This window comes from Halomonas sp. H10-9-1, assembly GCF_040147005.1.
In the GTDB taxonomy this organism is placed as follows: domain Bacteria; phylum Pseudomonadota; class Gammaproteobacteria; order Pseudomonadales; family Halomonadaceae; genus Halomonas.
In genome coordinates, this window is the sequence record NZ_JAMSHO010000001.1 from 1,560,105 (window position 1) to 1,582,846 (window position 22,742).

At 67.2% G+C, this 22,742-nt stretch carries 19 protein-coding genes; 12 read left to right on the forward strand and 7 right to left on the reverse strand.

The window, feature by feature from the left end; all coding sequences use genetic code 11:
- Window positions 1-56: 56 nt before the first annotated feature.
- Complete coding sequence (locus NFH66_RS07140; protein WP_349609438.1) at window positions 57-1,787, reverse strand: electron transfer flavoprotein-ubiquinone oxidoreductase; 1,731 nt, start codon at window positions 1,785-1,787, stop codon at window positions 57-59.
- Between the two features lie 329 nt (window positions 1,788-2,116).
- On the opposite strand from NFH66_RS07140, the gene NFH66_RS07145 reads away from it, so the two are divergent.
- From NFH66_RS07145 to nrdF, 7 genes are all read left to right on the forward strand, one after another.
- Complete coding sequence (locus tag NFH66_RS07145; RefSeq protein WP_349609439.1) at window positions 2,117-2,866, forward strand: electron transfer flavoprotein subunit beta/FixA family protein; 750 nt, start codon at window positions 2,117-2,119, stop codon at window positions 2,864-2,866.
- On the forward strand, window positions 2,866-3,792 hold the full coding sequence (locus NFH66_RS07150; protein WP_349609441.1) for an electron transfer flavoprotein subunit alpha/FixB family protein: 927 nt from the start codon (window positions 2,866-2,868) through the stop codon (window positions 3,790-3,792). Before NFH66_RS07145 ends, NFH66_RS07150 begins: the two co-directional genes overlap by 1 nt.
- Window positions 3,793-4,139: 347 nt before the next feature.
- Window positions 4,140-4,751, forward strand: coding sequence for a superoxide dismutase (locus tag NFH66_RS07155; RefSeq protein WP_349609443.1), 612 nt, complete (start codon window positions 4,140-4,142; stop codon window positions 4,749-4,751).
- A gap of 383 nt (window positions 4,752-5,134) precedes the next feature.
- A complete protein-coding gene (nrdH, locus tag NFH66_RS07160) occupies window positions 5,135-5,362 on the forward strand; it encodes a glutaredoxin-like protein NrdH (protein ID WP_349609444.1) in 228 nt (75 codons plus the stop codon).
- Window positions 5,363-5,364: 2 nt separating this feature from the next.
- The gene (gene nrdI, locus NFH66_RS07165; protein ID WP_349609446.1) at window positions 5,365-5,790 is read left to right on the forward strand and encodes a class Ib ribonucleoside-diphosphate reductase assembly flavoprotein NrdI; all 426 of its coding nucleotides are present in this window, start codon (window positions 5,365-5,367) and stop codon (window positions 5,788-5,790) included.
- Window positions 5,772-7,934, forward strand: a complete 2,163-nt coding sequence (gene nrdE / locus NFH66_RS07170; RefSeq protein WP_349609448.1) for a class 1b ribonucleoside-diphosphate reductase subunit alpha — start codon at window positions 5,772-5,774, stop codon at window positions 7,932-7,934. Before nrdI ends, nrdE begins: the two co-directional genes overlap by 19 nt.
- Window positions 7,935-8,103: 169 nt before the next feature.
- Complete coding sequence (gene nrdF / locus NFH66_RS07175; protein WP_349609450.1) at window positions 8,104-9,096, forward strand: class 1b ribonucleoside-diphosphate reductase subunit beta; 993 nt, start codon at window positions 8,104-8,106, stop codon at window positions 9,094-9,096.
- A gap of 95 nt (window positions 9,097-9,191) precedes the next feature.
- Here nrdF and NFH66_RS07180 read toward each other — a convergent pair whose 3' ends face one another.
- The 6 genes from NFH66_RS07180 to NFH66_RS07205 all read right to left on the reverse strand — a co-directional run bounded on the left by NFH66_RS07180 (window position 9,192) and on the right by NFH66_RS07205 (window position 18,646).
- Entirely contained in the window at window positions 9,192-9,584 is a 393-nt protein-coding gene (locus NFH66_RS07180) for a hypothetical protein (protein WP_349609451.1), read from the reverse strand.
- A 372-nt stretch (window positions 9,585-9,956) separates the two neighbouring features.
- Complete coding sequence (fhuB, locus tag NFH66_RS07185; RefSeq protein WP_349609452.1) at window positions 9,957-12,221, reverse strand: Fe(3+)-hydroxamate ABC transporter permease FhuB; 2,265 nt, start codon at window positions 12,219-12,221, stop codon at window positions 9,957-9,959.
- Between the two features lie 154 nt (window positions 12,222-12,375).
- The gene (locus tag NFH66_RS07190) at window positions 12,376-14,454 is read right to left on the reverse strand and encodes a TonB-dependent siderophore receptor (RefSeq protein WP_349609453.1); all 2,079 of its coding nucleotides are present in this window, start codon (window positions 14,452-14,454) and stop codon (window positions 12,376-12,378) included.
- A 104-nt stretch (window positions 14,455-14,558) separates the two neighbouring features.
- A complete protein-coding gene (locus NFH66_RS07195) occupies window positions 14,559-15,497 on the reverse strand; it encodes a helix-turn-helix transcriptional regulator (RefSeq protein WP_349609455.1) in 939 nt (312 codons plus the stop codon).
- A complete protein-coding gene (fhuF, locus tag NFH66_RS07200) occupies window positions 15,494-16,243 on the reverse strand; it encodes a siderophore-iron reductase FhuF (protein WP_349609456.1) in 750 nt (249 codons plus the stop codon). Before fhuF ends, NFH66_RS07195 begins: the two co-directional genes overlap by 4 nt.
- A gap of 282 nt (window positions 16,244-16,525) precedes the next feature.
- The gene (locus tag NFH66_RS07205; RefSeq protein WP_349609457.1) at window positions 16,526-18,646 is read right to left on the reverse strand and encodes a TonB-dependent receptor; all 2,121 of its coding nucleotides are present in this window, start codon (window positions 18,644-18,646) and stop codon (window positions 16,526-16,528) included.
- Window positions 18,647-18,861: 215 nt separating this feature from the next.
- Between NFH66_RS07205 and NFH66_RS07210 the strand changes: the two genes are divergently transcribed.
- The 5 genes from NFH66_RS07210 to NFH66_RS07230 are packed head-to-tail and all read left to right on the forward strand — an operon-like array spanning window position 18,862 to window position 22,728.
- Entirely contained in the window at window positions 18,862-19,641 is a 780-nt protein-coding gene (locus NFH66_RS07210) for a DUF3450 domain-containing protein (protein ID WP_349609459.1), read from the forward strand.
- Complete coding sequence (locus tag NFH66_RS07215) at window positions 19,638-21,026, forward strand: MotA/TolQ/ExbB proton channel family protein (protein WP_349609460.1); 1,389 nt, start codon at window positions 19,638-19,640, stop codon at window positions 21,024-21,026. Before NFH66_RS07210 ends, NFH66_RS07215 begins: the two co-directional genes overlap by 4 nt.
- Window positions 21,007-21,543, forward strand: coding sequence for a MotA/TolQ/ExbB proton channel family protein (locus NFH66_RS07220; protein ID WP_349609461.1), 537 nt, complete (start codon window positions 21,007-21,009; stop codon window positions 21,541-21,543). Before NFH66_RS07215 ends, NFH66_RS07220 begins: the two co-directional genes overlap by 20 nt.
- Window positions 21,536-21,946, forward strand: coding sequence for an ExbD/TolR family protein (locus tag NFH66_RS07225; RefSeq protein ID WP_349609462.1), 411 nt, complete (start codon window positions 21,536-21,538; stop codon window positions 21,944-21,946). Before NFH66_RS07220 ends, NFH66_RS07225 begins: the two co-directional genes overlap by 8 nt.
- On the forward strand, window positions 21,943-22,728 hold the full coding sequence (locus NFH66_RS07230) for an energy transducer TonB (RefSeq protein ID WP_349609463.1): 786 nt from the start codon (window positions 21,943-21,945) through the stop codon (window positions 22,726-22,728). Before NFH66_RS07225 ends, NFH66_RS07230 begins: the two co-directional genes overlap by 4 nt.
- The last annotated feature ends 14 nt before the right edge of the window (window positions 22,729-22,742 follow it).

The window sequence follows — 22,742 nt, forward strand, 5'->3', positions numbered from 1 at the left end:
GAACATCGCCCCCATGGCCTTGCCGTGGGGGCGATTGTCGTTATGCAGCTTGCAGCTTACATATTCGGATAGTTCGGCCCGCCACCGCCTTCCGGCGCTACCCAGGTGATGTTCTGGGCCGGGTCCTTGATATCGCAGGTCTTGCAGTGCACGCAGTTCTGGAAATTGATCTGGAACCGCGGCTTGCCGTCGTCATCCTCGACCACCTCGTAGACCCCCGCCGGGCAGTAGCGCTGGGCCGGTTCGGCATACTCGGGCAGGTTGTCACGGATCGGCAGTTCCGGATCGGTCAGCCTCAGGTGACAGGGCTGGTCCTCCTCGTGGTTGGTGTTGGACAAGAACACCGAGGAGAGCTTGTCGAAGGAGAGCTTGCCGTCGGGCCTGGGGTAGTCGATCTTCTCGAATTCGGCGGCCGGCTTGAGCGCCGCATGGTCCGGGATGGTGTCGTGAAGATTGGGGAGCTTGCCGCCCAGCAGCTGGTCGACGAAGTTGTAGGCCCCGCCCGCCCAGGTGCCGTACTTGTGGATCGCCGGCCCGAAGCTTGAGCTCTCCTTGAGCTCGGCATAGGCCCAGCTCGCTTCCCACTTCGTGGTGAAGGCGGTCAGCTCCTGGCCCCCTTCATCGCCTGCGGCTCTTGCTTCACGATCGTTTAGCGCCTCGAATACCGTCTCGGCGGCCACCAGGCCGGACTTCATGGCGGTGTGCAGCCCCTTGATCTTGGCGAAGTTGAGGGTGCCGGCGTCGCAGCCGATCAGCAGGCCGCCGGGGAAGGTCATCTTCGGCAGGCAGTTGAGGCCGCCCTTGGTGATGGCCCGGGCACCGTAGGCGACGCGCTTGCCGCCCTCGAGATGTTTCGCCAGCACCGGGTGGTGCTTCATGCGCTGGAACTCGTCGAAGGGCGACAGCCAGGGATTCTGGTAGGAGAGATCCATGATCAGGCCGACCACCACCTGCTGGTTGTCGCCGTGGTAGAGGAACCAGCCGCCGTGGGTGTGCTTGCCCAGCGGCCAGCCGGAGCCGTGCAGCACCAGTCCGGGCTCGTGCTGCTCGGCGGGCACGTCCCACAGCTCCTTCAGGCCGATGCCGTAGTGTTGCGGGTCCTTGCCGGCGGCGAGGTCATACTCCTGGATCAGGCGCTTGCCGATATGCCCTCGGGCGCCCTCGGCGAACAGGGTGTACTTGGCGCGCAGCTCCATGCCCGGCATATGCCCGTCCTTGGGTTGCCCGTCGGCGCCCACGCCCATGTCGCCGATCAGGATGCCCTTGACCACGCCCTCCTCGACGATCGCCTCCTGGGCGGCGAAGCCCGGGAAGATCTCCACGCCCAGTCCCTCGGCCTGCTCGGCCAGCCAGCGACAGAGGTTGCCGGCGCTGATCACGTAACGCGTCAGCTCGCCACCGGTGTTGTGCATGGTCTTCGGCACCAGGGCGTTGGGTAGCTTCTGCCCCTTGTCGGCGTCCTTGAGCAGGTAGACCTCGTCGCGACTCGCCGGGGTGGTCAACGGGGCGCCGCGCTCCGCCCAGTCGGGGAACAGCTCGGCCAGGGCGCGGGGCTCGAAGATGGCGCCGGAGAGGATATGGGCGCCCACCTCGGAGCCCTTCTCCACCACGCAGACGGAGAGTTCCTGCTCTGCCTCATTGGCCTGCTGCATCAGCCGACACGCCGCGGCCAGGCCGGAGGGCCCGGCGCCGACGATGACGACATCGAATTCCATGGATTCGCGCTCGATTTGTTCTTCCATCAGTTCTCTCCTGACTGCCCGACTCGACGTTGAGGTCCATGCCACCAACGTCGAATCAATTTAAAACGGTCGTTTGCTTCTAGCCTGTCCCCATGATAGGCATAATAGGCCAACAAGGTCACCCCTTGCGATTGGGCAATCACGGTGTCATGCCGATCAGGGGCCGGAGAGGGCCGATATTGAGATTGTTGCCATGCACAAGGGTATGGCACATTGACACAGTTTTTTCGATGCGACGGCTATCAAACGCCCGCATGAAACCTAGAAGAGCATGTCACGCCGTTCTATGCGGCCTGTTCCAGGACGGTGCGGATGGCAGTGTCGCACCATTGGATTTGTGATGGTTCAACTCCCGAGCACCAAGCGAGGCAATCATGAAAGTACTCGTCGCGGTCAAACGCGTCATCGACTACAACGTCAAGATCCGGGTCAAGCCGGATCACTCCGATGTCGACCTCACCAACGTCAAGATGGCCATGAACCCCTTCTGCGAGATCGCCGTGGAAGAGGCGGTGCGCCTGAAGGAAAAGGGCATTGCCACCGAGGTGGTCGCCGTCACCATCGGTCCCAAGGCCGCCCAGGAGCAGCTGCGCACCGCCCTGGCATTGGGTGCCGACCGCGCCATTCATGTCGAGACCGATGAGCGCGTCGAGTCGCTGGGCGCCGCCAAGGCGCTGGCCAAGCTGGTGGAAGAGGAGCAGCCGGGCCTTACGATCCTCGGCAAGCAGGCCATCGATACCGACAACAACCAGACCGGCCAGATGCTCGCCGCCCTGACTGGCCTGCCCCAGGGCACCTTCGCCTCGGAAGTCGTCATCGACAACGGCAAGGCCCAGGTGACCCGTGAGGTCGACGGTGGCCTGCAGACCGTCGCGCTTTCCCTGCCGGCGATCGTCACCACCGACCTGCGCCTGAACGAGCCGCGCTACGCCAAGCTGCCCGACATCATGAAGGCCAAGAAGAAGCCGCTGGACGTCAAGTCCCCGGCGGAGCTGGGCGTGGAGGTGGCGAGCAAGATCAAGCTGCTCAAGGTCGAGCCGCCGGCCGAGCGCCAGGGTGGCATCAAGGTGGGCTCCGTGGACGAGCTGGTCGACAAACTCAAGAATGAGGCGAAGGTGATCTGATGAGCATCCTGGTACTTGCCGAACATCATGACGGCGCCCTGGCCGGCGCCACCGCCCACGTGGTCGCGGCCGCCAAGGCCATCGGTGGTGATATCGACGTGCTGGTGGCAGGCGAAGGCGTCGCTGCCATCGCCGAGGCCGCCGCCAGGCTCGACGGCGTGGCCCGCGTGCGGGTGGCCGACAACGCCGCCTACGCCCACCAGCTGGCCGAGCCGATGTCGGCGCTGCTCAATGAGCTCGCCTCCGACTACAGCCATCTGCTGGCCGCCGCCTCCACCACCGGCAAGAACGTATTGCCGCGCGTCGCCGCGCTCAAGGACGTCGCACAGATCTCCGAGATCATCGCGGTGGAGAGCGCCGACACCTTCAAGCGGCCGATCTACGCCGGCAACGCCATCGCTACCGTGCAGAGCGACGACGCGCTGAAGGTGATCACCGTGCGCACCACCGGTTTCGATGCCGTCGCCGAGGGGGGCAGTGCCGCCGTCGAGGAGGTGGACTTCGTGGCCGACAACGCCCAGTCCACCTTTATCAAGGAGGAGCTGGCCCAATCCGACCGCCCCGAGCTGGGTGCCGCCAAGGTGGTCATCTCCGGCGGCCGTGGCATGGGCAGCGGCGACAACTTCAAGCTCCTCGACGGCATCGCCGACAAGCTCGGCGCCGCCATCGGCGCCTCGCGCGCCGCGGTGGATGCCGGCTTCGTGCCCAACGACATGCAGGTGGGGCAGACCGGCAAGATCGTCGCCCCGGAGCTCTACATCGCCGTGGGCATCTCGGGGGCCATCCAGCACCTGGCCGGCATGAAGGACTCCAAGGTGATCGTCGCCATCAACAAGGACGAGGAGGCGCCGATCTTCCAGGTCGCCGACTATGGTCTCGTCGGCGATCTGTTCGAGGTGCTACCGGAGTTGGAAAGCAAGCTGTAAGGAAGATCGGGATCTTCAAGGTCGCGCTCTCGACAGTTACCGGCCTGGTGGCGGATCTCTTCGAGGCCCTGCCGGAACTCGAGAGCAAGTTGTAAGGGATTGCCCGATAGCATGAGCGAAAGCCGGTTCCGTCAGGAACCGGCTTTCTGCTCTCTGCAGGGCCGTCGCAGTTGTGCCAACCCCTTCGTGGCCGATCCTCGTCTGCCCTGCGCTAGACGGATTCGCGCTGGTTGGGGTAGGGTGGCCAGAGGATAAAAAGTGCGTGCGGTGCGGTTGAAATCCCTATGCGGCGACCGCATCTCAATGAGTTGCAGCACAATGAAAGCCACCAAAAGGAGATGATCAACATGGCACATACCCTCCCTGACCTGCCGTATGCCTACGATGCGCTCGAGCCCCATATCGATGCGCTGACCATGGAGATCCACCACTCGCGTCACCACCAGACCTACGTCAACAACCTGAACGCTGCCCTCGAGGGCACCGGCCTGGAAGATGTGCCGGCCGACGAGCTGCTGGCCGATCTGGACAAGGTGCCGGCAGAGAAGCGCCAGGCGGTGATCAACAATGGTGGCGGCCACTCCAACCACACCATGTTCTGGCAGATGATGTCGCCCAACGGCGGCGGTCAGCCCAAGGGCAAGGTGGCCGAGGCCATCGACAGCGAGCTGGGTGGCTTCGAGTCCTTCAAGGACGCCTTCACCAAGGCCGCCCTGGGTCGCTTCGGCAGCGGCTGGGCCTGGCTCAGCGTCACCCCGCAGAAGACGCTGGTAGTGGAGAACTCCCTCAACCAGGATAGCCCGATCTCCAACGGCAACACCCCGGTGCTGGGTCTGGACGTGTGGGAGCACGCCTACTACCTCAAGTTCCAGAACAAGCGCCCGGACTACATCGCCGAGTTCTTCAACGTGGTCAACTGGGACGAGGTCGAGCGCCGCTACCAGGCCGCCACCGCCTGATCGACCGACCGACTCCTCGGTCTCACCACGCAGCGCCGCGGCCCTTGGGCCGCGGCGCTGTCTTTTTCAGGTATCTGTCATCTCAGGTATCTGTCATCTGCGCCCTGATATGATCTCGACGCCGCCAGGACGCCTCGTGGCGGCATCCTGCCTTGCTTGCCCCTTGCCCCTTGCCCCTTGCCCCTTGCCCCTTGCCCCTTGCCCCTTGCCCCTTGCCCCTTGCCCCTTGCCCCTTGTCATGCGGCCGACTGTGCGCCTCTCTTGTGTCAAAATGTCTTCTACACCACAACATATGGTATTTCAAGGGTGACGAATTCTATATATGGTGTATCCTTCCCTTCGTAGACGCCATATATAGTTTTCCTGCCACAGGGAGTGTCACCATGGAAATTGAAGTCTATACCCGTCCGGCCTGCCCCCAGTGCACGGCCACCTGTCGCACCCTGGAGCGCCAGGGCATCGCCTACCGCCTGATCGACCTGGAGCGTGACCCGGACGCCCGCCAGCGTGTCGTGGCCCTTGGCCACCGCCAGCTGCCCGTGGTGGTTGCCGGCGCCGAGCACTGGTCCGGCTTTCGTCCGGACCGCCTCGGCCATCTGGCCCGGGCGTGATCATGCCCCCACCGTGGACTGCAGCGCCGGAGTTGATCTACTTCTCGACCCGCTCCGGCAATACCCATCGCTTTATCCAGAAGCTGGATCTGCCCGCGCGGCGCATCCCGTTCGAGCGCGCTGCGCCGCTGCCTGAAGCGACGCACCCCTTCATCCTGGTCACGCCCACCTACGGTGGGGGCCAGGCGAAGGGGGCGGTACCGGCGCCGGTGATCCGTTTCCTCAACGACGCCGCCAATCGGGCCCTGCTGCGCGGGGTGATCGCCGCCGGCAATACCAACTTCGGCGCCGCCTACGGGTTGGCCGGGCGCATCATCGCCGAGAAGTGCAGAGTCCCGCTGCTGTATCGATTCGAGTTGCTGGGCACGGACAACGACGTGACCCGGGTTTGCAAGGGAGTGAGAGAGTTTTGGACACGACAATCCTGACCCCGCCACGCCGCCAGGCGGAGAGCGCCGCGCGCGAACTGGACTACCATGCGCTGAACGCCATGCTCAACCTGTATGGTCCCGACGGGCGCCTGCAGCTGGCACGCGACCGGGAGGCGGTACGCCAGTACTTCCTGCAGCACGTCAACCAGAACACGGTGTTCTTCCACTCGCTGGAGGAGAAGCTCGACTACCTGATCGAGCAGGAGTACTACGAGCCGGAGGTGCTGGCACAGTACGATGCCAGCTTCATCAAGTCGCTGTTTGAGCAGGCCTATGCCTGGAAGTTTCGCTTCCCGAGCTTCCTCGGCGCCTTCAAGTACTACACCAGCTACACCCTGAAGACCTTCGATGGGCGCCGCTATCTGGAGCGCTTCGAGGATCGGGTATGCATGGTGGCCCTGACCCTGGCTCGCGGTGACGAGACGCTGGCCCGGTCGCTGGTGGACGAGATCGTTACCGGTCGTTTCCAGCCGGCCACGCCCACCTTCCTCAATGCCGGCAAGCGTCAACGCGGCGAGCTGGTCTCCTGCTTCCTGCTGCGCCTCGAGGACAACATGGAGTCCATCGGGCGGGGCATCAACTCGGCCCTGCAGCTCTCCAAGCGTGGCGGAGGCGTGGCCCTGTTGCTCAGCAACATCCGCGAGGCGGGTGCCCCGATCAAGCGCATCGAGAACCAGTCATCGGGCATCATCCCGATCATGAAACTGCTCGAGGATGCCTTCTCCTACGCCAACCAGCTGGGGGCCCGCCAGGGGGCGGGGGCGGTCTACCTCAATGCCCACCACCCCGACATCCTGCGCTTCCTCGACACCAAGCGCGAGAATGCCGATGAGAAGGTGCGCATCAAGACCCTCTCGCTGGGGGTCACCATCCCCGACATCACCTTCGATCTCGCCAGGCGCAACGCGCCGATGTATCTCTTCTCGCCCTACGATGTGGAGCGTGTCTACGGCATCCCCTTCGGAGACATCAGCGTCACCGAGAAGTACCACGAGATGGTCGATGACCGGCGTATCCGCAAGACCAGGATCGACGCCCGGGCCTTCTTCCAGGCCCTGGCCGAGGTGCAGTTCGAGTCTGGCTATCCCTATGTGATGTTCGAAGACAATGCCAACCGCGCCAATCCCATCGCCGGGCGCATCAATATGAGCAACCTCTGCTCGGAGATCCTGCAGGTCAACACACCCAGCGAATTCGGCGAAGATCTTGGCTATCGCCGCGTAGGGGAGGATATCTCCTGTAACCTGGGCTCGCTGAACATCGCCCGGGTGATGGATTCGGGTGATATCGGCAGCAGTGTCGAGGTCGCCGTGCGCGGCCTGACCGCGGTGGCCGAGATGACCGAGATCGCCTCGGTGCCCTCGGTGGCCAACGGCAACGCCCGCTCGCGGGCCATCGGCCTGGGGCAGATGAACCTGCATGGCTTCCTGGCCCGGGAACATATCCACTACGGCTCGCCGGAGGCGCTGGAGTTCACCAGTGTCTACTTCGCCTGCGTGGCCTACCATGCCATCGCCGCCTCCAACCGGCTGGCCAGAGAGCGCGGCGAGGCCTTCGCCGGCTTCGAGGCGTCCGCCTACGCCAGCGGCACCTTCTTCGACCGGTACACCGAGCGCGACTGGCTGCCGCGCATCGAACGTGTCCAAGCGTTGTTCAAGCGCTTCGGCATCACGCTGCCGACGCGCGCTGACTGGGCAGTGCTCAAGTCGGCGGTGATGACCCATGGGCTCTACAACCGCTACCTGCAGGCGGTGCCGCCCACCGGGTCGATCTCCTACATCAATCATGCCACCTCCAGCATCCACCCGGTGGCCTCGCCGATCGAGATCCGCAAGGAGGGCAAGCTGGGACGGGTCTACTATCCGGCGCCCTATCTCGACGACGACAACCTGGCGTTCTATCGCGACGCCTACGAGATCGGACCCGAGGCGATCATCGATACCTACGCCGCGGCCTCGGAGCACGTCGATCAGGGGTTGTCGCTGACGCTTTTCTTCCCCGATACCGCCACCACCCGCGATATCAACCGCGCGCAGATCAGCGCCTGGCGCAAGGGGATCAAGACTCTCTACTACGTGCGCCTGCGCCAGAGTGCCCTGGAGGGTACCGAGGTCGAAGGCTGCGTCTCCTGCACACTCTAGGAAAACATGATTCGCTACTGCGCTCGATATCCTGGCCCCCGGCGGTACTCGGAATCCTCATGTAGCAGGCTACATTCCGGTTCCTGCGTGCCGGCGGTGGCCAGCCTCTCTTCGCTCGTTGCGCAAATCAGCGTTTCCCTGATCCCTTTATTTAGACAAGTGATATGAAATGAGTAACGGAAACCCGCATCACACCCGCTCATCACGCCTGGTCCGAGTGTCTGCCATCAACTGGAACCGTCTGGAGGACGACAAGGACCTGGAGGTGTGGAACCGCCTGACCAGCAACTTCTGGCTGCCGGAGAAGGTGCCGCTCTCCAATGATATCCCGTCCTGGAACACCCTGAGCGAGCCGGAGCGGCGGCTCACCATCCGGGTGTTCACCGGGTTGACCCTGCTCGACACCATCCAGAGCAGCGTCGGCGCGCCGATGCTGATGCCGGACGCGATGACGCCCCACGAGGAGGCGGTCTACGCCAATATCACCTTCATGGAGGCGGTGCACGCCCGCTCCTATAGCTCGATCTTCTCCACGCTGTGCACCACCCGAGAGGTAGACGACGCCTTCCGCTGGAGCGAGGAGAATCCCACCCTGCAGGCCAAGGCGGAGTTGGTGCTCGAACGCTACTGGGCCGAGGACCCGCTGATGCGCAAGGTGGCCAGTGTCTTCCTGGAGTCGTTCCTGTTCTATTCGGGCTTCTATCTGCCGATGTACTGGTCCAGCCACGCCAAGCTGACCAATACCGCTGATCTGATTCGCCTGATCATTCGCGACGAGGCGGTGCATGGCTACTACATCGGCTACAAGTTCCAGCGGGCCATGGCCGAGGGGACGCCGGAGCGCCAGGAGGAGGTCAAGGCCTACGCCTATGAGCTGATGCTGGCGCTCTATGAGAACGAGGTGGCCTATACCGAGCTGCTCTACGATGAGGTCGGGCTCACCGAGGACGTCAAGAAGTTCCTCCACTACAACGCCAACAAGGCGCTGATGAACCTGGGCTTCGAGGGGCTCTTCCCCCAGGAGGTGTGCGACGTGGATCCCACCATCCTGGCCGCGCTCTCGCCGGGGGCCGACGAGAACCACGACTTCTTCTCCGGGTCGGGTTCCTCGTATGTCGTCGGCCGCACCGAGGCCACCGAAGACGAGGATTGGGCCTTCTAGTGCGATTGCCTCGCTCTTCCAGGGTTGGAGGGGGAGGCTATCTCCTGCGGCTGGCTGGATAACGGTGTGCCTCGGGTGTCTTTCGAGAGCGTGACTTACCCGGCGCTGAGCCAGTAGCGCAGCCGTTGCACCGGGCCTGGCTGTGAGCGGGGCTGGTGCCTCTCCAGCCTGGCAATGGCCTCCAGCAGTGGCTGCCGGATAGCCTGAAGATGATGCTGACAGAGCCGCTTGCCGAGGGCGCCTGGGCACTGCGCCATCAGCAGTCCGGCATGATAGACCGCCGTGCCCAGTGGTTCGGCCACGTCGGGAGCCCCCTGGGCATCGCGCCGGCAGCGTTCCAGTTCGCTGGTGAGCAGGGTGAGGGTACGGGCATCCAGCCAGCAGGGCGTATCATCACCCTGCGTCTGCGCACTCACCCGCTCCAGAAGCTCCCTAAAGGAGACCTCGAGAAAGATGCAATGGTAGCGGAGCTGCGGGGAGGGTGGCATGACTTGCTCCTTATGATATTAATTCTCAATATCATTCTTATCCGGGAGCCTTCTCTTGTCAATGCCAAAGCCAGAGCTGTAATTAGCTCGGGTTGACATGCAAGGTAATGTCACCCAAACCAATAATCAGTAGCGATTACCAGTTGTATTTGATTGTGAGGGAAGATCTGCCGAAGGGTCTGCATAAAGAGGTGCAGGCCTATTCTGCCGTTAGCTCGATGATCTGCCAGACCCTGCTGTCGGAGGGGCCTTCATCGAGATCGGCGCAGGTATCGGCGGCCGGCGCCTGGTCTGTCGAGGCAGACTCCCCCGTGGAGTGGGCGGGGTGCATCGGGGGGCGTCAGCGGTGATATGTGCCGGGGTGGGGCCTGGCTAGAGCCGCCGCAGCCCCCACATGAAGTAGGCGCCCCCCAGCAGCGATGCCATCAGGCCGGCCGGGATCTCCTGGGGGAACAGCAGCTGTCGGCCGAGCCAGTCGGCCAGCACCATCAGCAGGGCGCCGACCAGGGCCGCGCCGGCAAGATGCGCCCGGGCGCGGGCGAAGCCCAGCAGGCGGGCCATATGGGGGGCCAGCAAGCCGACGAACGACAGCGGCCCCACCACCAGGGTAGCGGCGGCGGTGAGCAGGGCCAGCAGCAGCAGCAGGGCGAGTCGCGCCCGGCCCAGGTGGATGCCCAGGGCGGCGGCGGTAGCGCCGCCCAGCGGCAGGATGTCCAGCCAGCGGGCGAGCGGCGCGGCCGCCAGTGCCAGCAGCAGGGCCACGGCGGCCACGACCCCCGCGCTGGTGGCGTCGACGTAGTAGGTGGAGCCGGAGAGCCAGGCGATGATCTGTTGGCCGCGCGGGTCGCCGCCGGCCAGCACGATGGCGCGCACCGCATCGAACAGCGCGGTGATCGCCACCCCGGTGAGCAGCAGTCGCGCCGGCTGGAAACCGCTCTTGCGGTTGACCAGCACCAGCATCGCCAGTGCCGCCAGGGCGCCCAGGGTGCCGACGCCGACCAGGGGCAGGTTGCCGGGGGCGGGCAGCAGGAAGATCGCCCCCATCAGGGCGATGGCGCTGCCGCCGCTGATGCCGAGCACCTCGGGGCTGGCCATGGGATTGGCGGTCAGGCGCTGGATCAGGGTACCGGCGATGGCCAGCATCACGCCGCAGCCGGCGGCGGCCAGCAGGCGCGGCCATCGCCACTGCAGCAGCTCGCCATCGGCGGGGGAGGCCCACTGCCAGCCGCCAGCGCCCTGGCCGGCCAGGGCGGCGATCACCGCTACGCCGAGCAGGGCGATGGCCAGCCCGGTGGCCAGCCGCCGGGGTGCCGGATGCCGGCTGCCAATGGCATGGGCCTCGCGGGGGGGCGATTCGTTGGCAAGGCGCAGGCGGGGGATCAGCCACAGCAGCAGCGGGGCGCCAAGGGCGGCGGTGGTGGCGCCGGTGGGGATCAGCGTCGGCAGGATGCCGGCATAGCGCTGCAGCAGCTGGTCGGTGGTCGCCAGCAGCAGGGCGCCGAGCAGCGTCGACCAGACCAGCCGCGCCCCCAGCCGGCGGGCGCCGGCCAGGCGCACGATGTTGGGCGCCGCCAGGCCGAGGAAGCCGATGATGCCGACCACGCTGACCACGCAGCCGGTCAGGAAGACCGCGAGGCCCAGCCCGCCCAGGCGCAGCCACTTGAGCGACACGCCGAGGCTCTTGGCGCTGGCGTCGTCCAGCTCCAGCATCGCCAGCGGGCGCAGCAGCCAGGCGGCGAGCAGGGCACCCAGCGCCAGGCGTGGGGCCAGGAAGGCGGCGTCCTGCCAGCCGTTCTGGGAAAGCGACCCCGCCCCCCAGATCAGCAGCCCCTTGAGTTCCTCCTGGTGGAAGAGCAGCAGCACCATGGCCAGCGCGCCGAGATAGAGGTTGACCACCAGCCCGCTGAGCACCACCACCACCGGCGCCAGCCCGCGCCGCCAGGCCAGCAGAAACACCAGCCCCATGGCCAGGCCGCCGCCGGCCAGGGCCACCCACTCGCGACCCAGCGCCACCAGGCGGTCGCAGTAGCGCGAGGCCATGTTGATGTCGTGGAGCACGATGATCACGCCGAGACCGAGCTCCTGGGACAGCCGGCGCGTCAGGGCCAGCACCTCGACCTGGTGGGCGATGTCCAGCGCCGCCAGCGGCTCGTCGAGCAGCAGGAAGCGGCTGCCCTGGGCCAGCAGCATGGCCAGCCAGACGCGCTGGCGCTCGCCGCCGGAGAGGGTGTCCACCAGGCGGTCGGCGAAGGGCTCGGTATGGGTCAAGGCGATGGCGCGCTCGACCTGTTCGCGATCCTCCCGGGTATGGCGCCCCAGCAGGCCATGCCAGGGATAGCGCCCCAGTCCGATCAACTCGCGTCCGGTCAGCGACTCGGCGCTGGGCAGGTGCTGGGGCAGGTAGGCCACCTGGCGGGCGAACTCACGGTTGCCCCAGTCGCTCAAGGGGCGGCCATCGAAGCGGATCTCGCCGCCGCTGGCGGGCTGTTGCTGGGCCAGCAGCTTGAGCAGTGTCGACTTGCCCGAACCGTTGTGGCCGATCAGGCCATGGACCTGGCCTTCCTCGAAGCGCAGGTCGATGGGAGACAGCAGGTGTTTGCCGTTGACCTCGAAGGTCGCGGCCTGGGCGTCGAACATGGTGGACTCCGTGGCTCGTAGAGTGCGCTGCGCCCCGCAAGGCAGCCGGGAACGGGCGACTGATCGAGGGTACCTGCGATAGTAATGGTTATCAATACGGTTGTATTGGGCATCGGTCCATCGCGAGGATGAGCACTGTCGGACGTGGCGGGGCTCAGAAATCGTAGCTGAGGGTGGCCTTCACGCTGCGCTCGGCGCCGAAGTAGCAGTAGTTGAGGTCGTAGCAGGAGGCGACGTACTCCTTGTCGAGCAGGTTGCCGACGTTGAGTCGCGCCGAGACGCCGTCGAGGCCCACGCGGGAGAGGTCATAGCCGAGGGTGGCGTCGACCAGGGTGTAGTCCGGGACCTTCTCGGTGTTTTCCTCGTCGGCGTGGATGTCGGCGTGATAGCGCACCCCGAGCCCGGCATCCAGGCCCGCCAGGGCGCCGCGGTCGAAGGCGTAGTTGGCCCAGACGCTGGCCTGGTGACGCGGCACCTGGTTGGCGGCGTTGCCCTGGGTGTCGTCCTCGGTCTTGGCGTAGGTCACGTCGGTGAAGCTGTAGCCGGCCTGGAGACGCAGGTTGTCGGTCAGCTGGGTATGGGCCTCGAGCTCGACGCCCTGGGACTCGATCTCGCCCACCGCGCGGTAGAAGCTCTCGTTGGGGTCCTTGGTGGCGACGCTCTCCTGGGAGATGTGGAACAGCGCGAGGCGGTAGCGATCCCGGGTGCCATTGGGCTGGAACTTCAGGCCCGTCTCGAGCTGCTCGCCCTCGGTGGGCGCCAGCAGGTTGCCGTTCGCGTCGGTATAGGCATTGGGCGAGAACGAGGTGGAGTAGCTGACGTAGGGCGATACGCCGTTGTCGAAGCGATACAGCAGCCCGACGCGGCCGCTGAGCTGGGTGTCGTCCAGTTCGCTGGTGGTGCCGGTGCCCTCATTGGTGTTCTCGATATCGACCCAGTCGTGGCGCAGGCCCAGCACCAGGTGCCAGTGGCCGACGGCCATCTGATCCTGCAGGTAGACGCCGGTCTGGCTCAGGTCGCGCTGCTGGTCGTCGGTCTGGTAGATCGAGACATCGCTGCCGTACTGAGGGTCTGTCACGTCGAGCGAGGCGGTGGTGCCGTAGTCCCAGAGCACGTCGTTCTCGCGCTGCTGGTAGTCGGCGCCGAACAGCAGGATGTGGTCGACGGCGCCGGTGGTGAGCTCGGCCTGGAGCTGGTTGTCGACGGTCCAGGCCTCGAGGTCCTCCTGGCCGCCGGAATAGTAGCGGGTGAGATCGGTGTCGTTGGCCCAGCCGTAGGCGTAGACCTGGTTCATGGTGACGTCCGCGTTCAGGTAGCGGGCGTTCTGGCGCAGGGTCAGGGTGTCGTTGAGGCGATGCTCCAGCGCATAGCCGAACATCCTTTGCTCGCGCTCGAAGGCCTCGAAGTCCTCCTCGCCCTCGAAGAAGGTGTTGGAGAGCCGACGGCCGGCGTGATTCTTTATGGTGCCCTCGAACGGCAGGCCGGAGTGGTAGCCGCCCTCGGGATCCTTCTGCAGGTAGGCGTACAGCGTCAGGCTGGTGGCATCGGTGGCATCCCAGGTGAGCGAGGGCGCCAGGGCATAGCGCTGCTCCTCGACCGGGCCGAACTGGGTGTCGGCGCTGCGCGCCAGGCCGGTCAGCCGATAGGCCAGGCGGCGCTCGTCGTCCAGCGGCCCGGTGAGATCGAAGGCGGCGCTCTTGTGGGCGTTGTTGCCGGCGCCCAGGCGCAGCTGGCCCGAGCGCTCGAACTCGGGGCGCTTGCCGGTCAGCGCCACCAGGCCGCCGGGGGAGGCGCGGCCATAGAGCACCGAGGCCGGCCCCTTGACCACCTCGATGCTGTCGAGGAAGTAGGGGTCGATGACCATCGAGCTGAACGAGCCCGCATCGCCCATCACCTTGAGGCCGTCGAGGAAGGTGTTGTTGATGCTGCCGTCGGAGAAGCCGCGCAGCACCAGATAGTCGTAGCGATTGGACGCACCGATCTGGTTGGTGAAGACGCCGGGGGTGTAGTCGGCGGCGCGCTGCACCGTCTCGGCGCCGTGCTCTTCCCACGCCTCGCGCTGGATGACCGAGATGGCCTGGGGCGTCTCGCTGAACGGTGTCTCCGTCTTGGTGGCCGCGGTGCCGGTGACGGTCAGGGTGGAGAGCTGTTCGGTGTCCTGGGCCTGGGCCATGAACGACGAGCCGGCGGCGGCGAGCGCTACCGCCAGCGCCAATGGGCGTGGGGTCGACATGAGGAAGATCCTTGGTGTGAATGAATAACGCTGAGTAATGAGAATTATTGCCTTTAAGAGGCGGGTCGAGGTATGCGCAGCGCTCACCCATCTATGCGTGATGCTCAGTCGTCGTGGAGCAGGGAACTCGGCGCCACGCCGTAGCGGCGACGGAAGGCGGTGGCGAAGTTGGAGGCGTGGCGATAGCCGCAGAAGTGGGCGGCCTGCTGCACGCTGTAGCCACGTCGCAGATAGTCGTGGGCGAGGCGCAGTCGGCAGTCACGCAGGTAATCGAAGACGCTACGGCCGAAGGCGGCCTGGAACTTGCGCCGCAGGCTGGCGGGGCTCATGGCGGCAAGCCTCGCCAGAGCCTCCAGGCGATGCTCGGCGGCGGGGGCCTCCTCCAGCGCGGCGCGGACCCGCTCCAGGCGCTGATGCTCCCCGGGGGGCAGCGCGGAACCGGGCGCCCGGTCCCGCGTCGGGGGCAGGCCGTGGGCCAGTAGCTGCAGGCCGAGCCCTTCCAGCAGCAGGCCCTGGGCGCGCTCGGGCAGCGGCGAGGCCAGGGCCTGTTCGAGCCCCTGGTGCAGCGGGGTGGGCAGCTGCCAGGCATGCATGCGCGAACCCTCGTGGCTCGTAGGCGCCGCGCCCAACTCGGCCAGGCGCGACGCCTCGAGCCCCAGGGTCAGGGCGCGGATACGCTGCCCGGCGGGCTGGGTAGCCTGCAGGCCATCGCGGCGGTCGAGCTGCACGCTCAACGCCGTACCCGGCGTCAGGACCAGGCGGCGGTCCGCCAGGCGAACCTCGGCCCGACCCTCCAGCATGACCACGATCGACAGCGGCGAGGGCGCCCGGGAGCGGGAGTCGTAGCGATGCAGCACCTCCACGTCGGAGGCCACCAGCTCCATGCCCTGGCCCAGGGCCATCTCGCGGACCGCGCCGCGCACCACCGGCTCCTCGGCCCTGGCGTGCAGCGCCGGCACCCGGTAATCGATGCCGTAACGCCGCCCGTAGGCCTGCAGGTCGCGGGCGGTATGCTGGCGCACCCGGGAGGCGATCGCGCTCAAGAGACTGCCTTTGCCGCCGGGGCAGCGCGTCGGCATTCGAGCGGGCAGTTGCCGCAGTAGCCGAGCTCGTCGATCAGGTAGCGGATGCAGCATAGCCGGCGCACCCGACGCGGTGCCTCGGCGTCGTTGGGTTCGACGTAGCGCACCGGACGATACAGCGGGTTGCGGCGCCCGTCGGCCAGCTGGCGGCTGGCCAGCAGCCGCTGGGCCTCGTCGGCGCCGTGGGGCGAGGCCATGGGATGGCTCGGCAGGGCGTTGGCGAAGTACTCGAAGTAGTTGCCGGCGTTGCTCCAGAAGACCTTGGGCGAGGCCCCGGTAAGGGAGGCCAGGGCCTCGATCAGCGGCGTGAGGTGACCATCGAGCAGGGTGGCGAAGCGGGACAGGCCGTCGAGTTCAGCGAGCGGGCGGCCGGCGTGGAACAGGTGAAGCCCGGTGGTCTGGCCCTCCGGCGATTGAGCGAGGTGCAGCTCGTCCAGCCCCAGGGGGAGGTCGCGCTCCAGCAGCAGGTTGGCGGCCAGGCCATGGGCGCAGAGCGCGCTGAAATGCCACTTGGACCACAGCGAGGCCACGGCCCGGCGATCGCCGTTGCCGTACTGGACTCCGAAGCGCTCGAGCAGCGCGGCCAGATAGGCCGGGTCGAGCAGCCGGCGAGCGGGCACGCTGTCGGCCGCGGGCGTCGCCGCGACCTGCGGGGGTGGCAGGTGCTGCAGGGGGCCGATATAGAGCTGCGACAGCGCGAGAGTCATGGCACATCCATCGCCGTGGGAAACGTCGGTATCTTAAATCAAATGGTAATCATTATCAAAATGTCGGGCCGGCATACGCAAGCGCCCACCGAGGGGTGGGCGCGGGGTAGGGCGAGAGCCCTCAGGTGTCGTATAGAGCCTAGGCTTTGTCTGAAAAGTCGGCGAGCGAAGGTCAAACAAGGCAAAAATCGGCGAAAAGACGGAGTTTACGGGGGGTAAATGAGTACTTTGAGTCGATTTTTAACGCCGTATGGCCGAGCGCAGCCAGTTTTCGGACATAGCCTAGTAGTCCATCGACCAAGTCAGGGTATAGGTCCGACCGCGACCCTGGTAATCGTAGAGGTATTCCGGGCCGTAGTAGGGGGAATAGAACATCGCGGCGCGCTGCCCCCAGACGGTGGAGTACTGCTTGTCCAGCAGGTTGGCCACGCCGAGGCTGACCTCCCCGACCGGCAGGGCCTGGCGGAGGTTAAGGTCCAGGGTGGTGAAGCCGTCGATCCGGCGCTCGTTGTCGTCCTCCAGGTCGAAGGCGTGGTTGGCCTGCAGGCGCGCCGAGCGCTCGCCCTGGAGGTCCTGCCAGCCGAGGAAGGCGGTGGCGGAGGACAGCGAGGCGTAGCGGGCGTCACGCTTCTCCCATTCGCCGTCGGCGTTCTCCTGCTCGGAGCGCACCAGGTGCAGGGTCGCGCCGGCTTCCAGGCCGCTGTCGAAGTAACGGGTCACGGCGCCCTCGAGGCCGTAGTCGCGCTTCTTCTCCTCGACCACGCTGACGCTGAGGTCCTCGGCGTTCTCCACGGCCTTGTCGGACCAGGCGTAATAGAGGGCCGCCTGGGTCATCCAGGCGCCGTCGTTGTAGCGCCAGCCCAGTTCGACCTGGTCGGTCTTGATGGCAGACAGCGGGTTCCCGTCGACGCTGACCTCCGCGCTCTTGCCGTAGTACTTGGCCGGGTCGGGCAGTTCGAAGCCCTGGCTGAACTGCAGCCAGTTCTGGTGGCCGTTGCCGTAGTTGTACAGGACACCGGCGTTGACCAGGGTGGCGTCGTAGTCGTTCTCGCCGCCGGGGATGCCCCGGAACTCCTCGACCTCGACGTCCATGTGCTGGCGACGCACGCCAGCAGAGAGCTGCAGCCCCTCGGTGGCCTGCCACTCCCCCTGGGCGAAGGCCGAGATGCCGTCGACCCGGTAGCCGGGATAGCGCGGCATCACCTCGGACTCTTCCTGCACCAGGCCCCCGCTGGCATCCGAGACGACCTTGTCGAAGGTCATCTGGCTGGCGTCGAACGACTCGCGGTCCAGGTCCAGGCCATAGGTCAGCGACAGGGAATCGGTGAGGTCGGCCGCGAACAGCGCCTTGAGGCCCGAGAGGTCGGTGTTCTGCTTCGAGGCGCGGAACTCCGAACCGCCGGCCACCGGGTAGGGGAAGGCCTGGAAGCTGGCTTCTTCCTCGCGGTGGAAGGCCTGCAGGTAGAAGTCCTGGCCGAGCAGGTCGGCGTGGTGATACTGCAGGTTGACCATCTTGCGGTCGGTGGCCGGGTCGCGGTCGGAGGCATAGCCGTCGCGGATCTCGGCGTCGTTCAGGTCGGGGTTGGCGGCGTCCAGGTGCGGGAAGTAGACCCCGCGATCCCCTTCGTAGCCGGAGCGGTAGAGCTGGGCGCCGAACTGCAGGCTCTGCTGCTCGGTCAACTGCACGTCCAGGCTGCCCATGACGTCGATGCTGCGGTTGTCCTGCAGGTCGGTCTGGGCGATGTCGGGGAAGATCTCGTCGCCGCCGGCAGCGAAGTGGCGGCCGTTGTCCTGGTAGGCCACGGCGAGGCGGCCGCGGAGGGTCTCGGTGCCGCCGCTCATCGACTGGGCGAGGCGGTAGTCCAGGTCGTCGGCGCCGTTGAAGCCGGAGGTCATGCCGGCCTCGGTGGCCAGGTGGATGCCCTCTCGATCCCCTTTCTTGGTGATGATGTTGATCAGGCCGCCGGTGGCGCCTCCACCATAGAGGCTACTGGCCCCCGAGAGCACCTCGACGCGCTCGATGTTGAAGGGGTCGATGGCATCGAACTGGCGCGACAGGCCCCGGGAGCTGTTCAGCGACACGCCATCGATCAACACCTGTACGCTGCGCCCGCGCATGTTCTGGCCGTAATTGGTGCGCCCCTGGGGCGCCAGGTCCAGGCCGGGCACCAGCTTGCCCAGGGCCGTCTTCAGGTCGGCGCCGGTGCGCAGCTGTGTCTGCAGTTGCTGCTGGTCGACGATCCAGACGGCGCCGGGAATCCGGCTGATCTCCGTGGGAGTGCGCGAGCCGACCACGATCATGGTCTCCTGAGCCTCGATCGTGCCGGCATCCTGGGCCTGGGCGGGGAGTGCCAGAGTGCCAGCCAGGATCGTAAACCCTGTCGTGATATTGCGTGAGCTCATTGAATACCTTACGTAAGTCGTTATCTTTTGGCGGCAGGCAGTATATTGGAAGTCAATGCTAACGAGAAGTATTTTCATTAAACTTCTTTAGGCTCCATCCGGGCTTCCGCTGGTCGAGGTCGTTGCTTATATTCCGAGTCTTTGCAGTGATTGATAATTGTTATCAATCGTGAGAGCATCCGCTCGCCATTCGTCACGGAACCAGGGAGCCTGACGTGAAGAGGAACCGATCAACTCTGATAGTGGGGGCGGCTGCCCTGCTGCTTGTTACCCCCCCGCTGCTGGGCCAGGACCTCTTGCAGGAGGCCGGCGAGGCCCAGCGCGCCCAGGCCGAGCTGCAGGCGCGCATCGATGCCACCGACGAGCAGGGGCGCGAGATGCTCGCCGAGCTGCGCCGCCTGGAGGCGGAGACTCGTCGCCTCCGGGCGCAGGGCGAGGCCCAGGCGCCGCGCCTGGAGCGCTGGGCCGAGCGGCTCGACGAGCGCGAGGCCGCCCTGGAGACCCTGGCCGAGACCCGCGAGAGGCTGCCGGCACTCGAAAGCGCGCTGGTCTCGCGCCTGCAGGCCTGGGTCGAGCGCGATCTGCCGTTTCTCGTGGAGGAGCGCCTGGCGCGCGTCGCGGGCCTCGAGCAGGGGCTGGCCGACCCGGGCGTCTCGGCCGCCGAGCGGCTGGATCGGATCCTGGCGGCCTGGCGTGTCGAGCTAGAGTACGGTCGCCAGCTCGACGCCTGGCGCGGCACCCTGGACGAGGGCGGCAAGCGCCGCGAGGTGGACTTCCTGCGCCTCGGGCGGGTGGGGCTCTACTACCTGACGCCGGATGGTCGGGAGGCCGCCGTCTGGCGCGCCGACGAGGCACGCTGGCAACCGCTGGATGAGGCCGGGCGGGTCGAGCTTCGCCACGGCCTGCGCATCGCTCGGGACCAGCGAGCGCCGGAGCTGCTGACCCTGCCGGTCTCCCATCCCGTCACTGCCGCCACCCCCCAGGAGGCCTCATGATCCCCCTCGTCATGCCGGGTGCCCGACGTCTCGCCGTGGCTGCCCTGGCCACGCTGCTGCTTGCCGGCGTGCTGCCCGCCGCGGCCCAGGACGACCCCCTGGCCACCCTGCGTGCCGAGCGCGAGGCCGCCGAGGCCCGCGATGCCGAGCGGCTGGCCGGGCTGGTCGAGGATCGTGACGCGCTGGCCGCTGCCCTCGAGGAGGCCCAGGCCGCCCATGCGCAGGCCGAGGCGCGCGCCGCGGCCCTTGAGGAGCGCCAGGACGCGCTGCAGGCGCGCGAAGGCGCGCTGGTTGCCCGCCAGGCAGAACAGGGGGAGGACCTCTCGGCGGTGCTGGACACCCTGGCGCGTCACAGTGGCGAGCTGCGCGATGCCCTGGCCGAGAGCTGGGTCACGGTGGGCGGTGCCGCGTCGCCGCCGCGCCTGGATAATGCCGAGGTGCTGCGTCCCGAGCACCTGGAGACCCTGGGCGATGCGTTGATGGCGCTGACCGCCGAGACCGGCCGCATCCGGACCTTCACGGCAGCGGTGGCCGGAGGCGACGGGGAGATCGCCCCGCGCGAGGTGGTGCGCTTGGGTGACCTGGCGGCATTCAGTGGCGGCGAGCTGCTCGAGCGCGGTGCCGAGGAGGGCGTGCTGGCCACGCTGGCGCGCACCCCCGGCGAGGCCGCCACGCGGCTGACAGCCTTTCAGGCAGGCGAGGGGGAGAGCGTTGTGCTGGACCCTACCGGTGGCGATGTCTTGGCCGCCCTGGCCCAGCGGCCCGGCCTGGTGGAGCGTTTCCATCAGGGCGGCGCCGTGGGCTATGTCGTGGTGGGGCTCGGTGCATTCGGCCTGCTGGTGGCGCTTGCCCAGTACGCCTATCTGCTGCGCGTCAGCCTGGCGGTCAGGCGTCAGCGCCAGAACGTGGGCGACCTGCGCCGGGATAACCCGCTGGGTCGCGTGCTGCTCCGCTTCCGGGCGCTCAGCGACGAGCCGGTTCCCGAGGCACTGGAGGCGCGACTCGACGAGGCGGTGCTGGCCGAGATGCCGCGCCTGGAGCGCGGTCAGCCGCTGGTCAAGCTGCTCGCTGCGGTGTCGCCGCTGCTCGGCCTGCTGGGCACGGTGACCGGCATGATCGTCACCTTCCAGGCGATCACCGTGTTCGGTACCGGCGACCCTCAACTGATGGCCGGTGGCATCAGCCAGGCGCTGGTGACCACCGTGCTGGGACTGATCACCGCGGTACCGCTGCTCTTCGCCCACACGGCCCTGGCCGGGCGCAGTCGTCGACTCATCGGCGTCATCGAAGGGCAGGCCAGCGCCGCCCTGGCCGAGCGCCTGGAGTCCCAGCACCCGGTGGCCGGTATACAGGGAAAGACCTCGCATGCTGCCGCTTTGGCTTGAGCCCCTGGCCCGGCTGATCGATGCCGGCGGCGTCGTGCTGCTGGGCATCGTTGCGGTGGCGGCGCTGCTCTTCAGCCTGGCCCTGGAGCGGGTGCTCTTCTTCCGCCTCACCTATCGCCGTGCGCGGCGCACGCTGATCCGACGCTGGGCCGCTCGGCGGGACCATCACAGCTGGAGCGCCCTGACCCTGCGCGAGGTATGGACCCGCGAGCTGATCGGTCGGCTGCGCCGGCCGCTACCCTGGCTCAAGCTGCTGGTGGCGCTCTGCCCGCTGCTCGGCCTGCTGGGCACCGTGACCGGCATGATCGCGGTGTTCGACAGCCTGGCGCTGAGCGACACCGGCCAGGCGCGGGCCATGGCCGACGGCGTGGCGCGCGCCACCCTGCCCACCCTGGCCGGCATGGCCGTGGCGGTGGTGGGGTTGTTGTTTACTAGCCGGCTCGAACAGATCATCCGGCGCGAGGACCAGCGGCTGCACGACCGCCTGGCTCGCGCCGTGGAGGAGAACGATGCGTAAACGCCGCATGACCGTCGGCGAGACGGGTGACGCCGGGGAGGTCAACCTGACCCCGATGCTCGACGTGGTCTTCATCATGCTGATCTTCTTCATCGTGACCACCAGCTTCATCAAGGAGAGCGGGATCGAGGTCGAGCGTCCCGAGTCGAGCGCCGCCACGCCACGGCCGGACGCCCAGCTGATGGTGGCCATCACCCCCGAGGGGGCGGTATGGGTCGATGGCGAGCCGGTGGATGCCCATCGGGTCGGGGACGCCGTTGCCGCGCTGGTGAGCGACGAGGGCGGCGTGGTGATCCAGGCCGACCGTGACGCCACCACGGGGCTCTTGATCGAGGTGATGGACCGCATTCGCGAGGCCGGCGTGGAGAAGGTCGCGGTGGCGGCCACCCGAGGCGCACCATGACCCGGGTGGCGGTCGCCACCCTGGCCGGCGTGCTGATGGCGCTGGGGCTCTTCTGGCTGCTGGCGCTGCTGGTGGCGCCGCCGGAGCAGGAGATCGAGGTGCTGGAGATGCCCTTGACAATGACGCAACTGGCGGCGGCGCCGCCCGAAGCGGCCGAGCCCGCCTCCCCGCCGCCCCCCGCGGTGCCGCCTGCCGCCACTCCGCCGCCGCTGCCGGAGCCCGCTCCCCTGCCGGACAGCGCGCTGGCGCTGCCGGAGCCGGAGTTGCCGGCCGAGCGGGCGGAGCCGGTGGCGCTGGACAGCTCGCTCCCCGAGCTGACCGAGGTGCGCCCCGACCCGCCACCCGCCCCACCACGTGAGCCGCCGCCCCCCGAGCCCCGCCCCGAGCCGCGGCCGGCACCGCGCGCGGCGCCGAGCCCTGACCCGACACCCTCACCGACCCCCGCGCCGACGACCTCCCCGGCGGCGGAGAGTCCCGTCGACGCGGTGGCCCAGGCGCCCGTCAGCCGTGAGCCGGTCGAAGTGGGGCGGCTCGCTCCCACCCGCCGCGTACCGCCGGAGTATCCGTCGCGGGCCCAGCGACGTGGCCTGGAGGGTTACGTCGAGCTCGGGTTCGTCATCCGCCCCGACGGTGGCGTGGAGCCGGGTAGCATCCGGGTGCTCTCGGCGCGCCCCGCCAACGTCTTCGACAAGGCGGCGCGCCAAGCGGTATCGCGCTGGCGCTTCGAGCCCGCCCAGGGGCTGCGGCGGGCGCGCCAGCGCCTGGAGTTCCAGCTGAGATGAATCGCCAGGAGTCT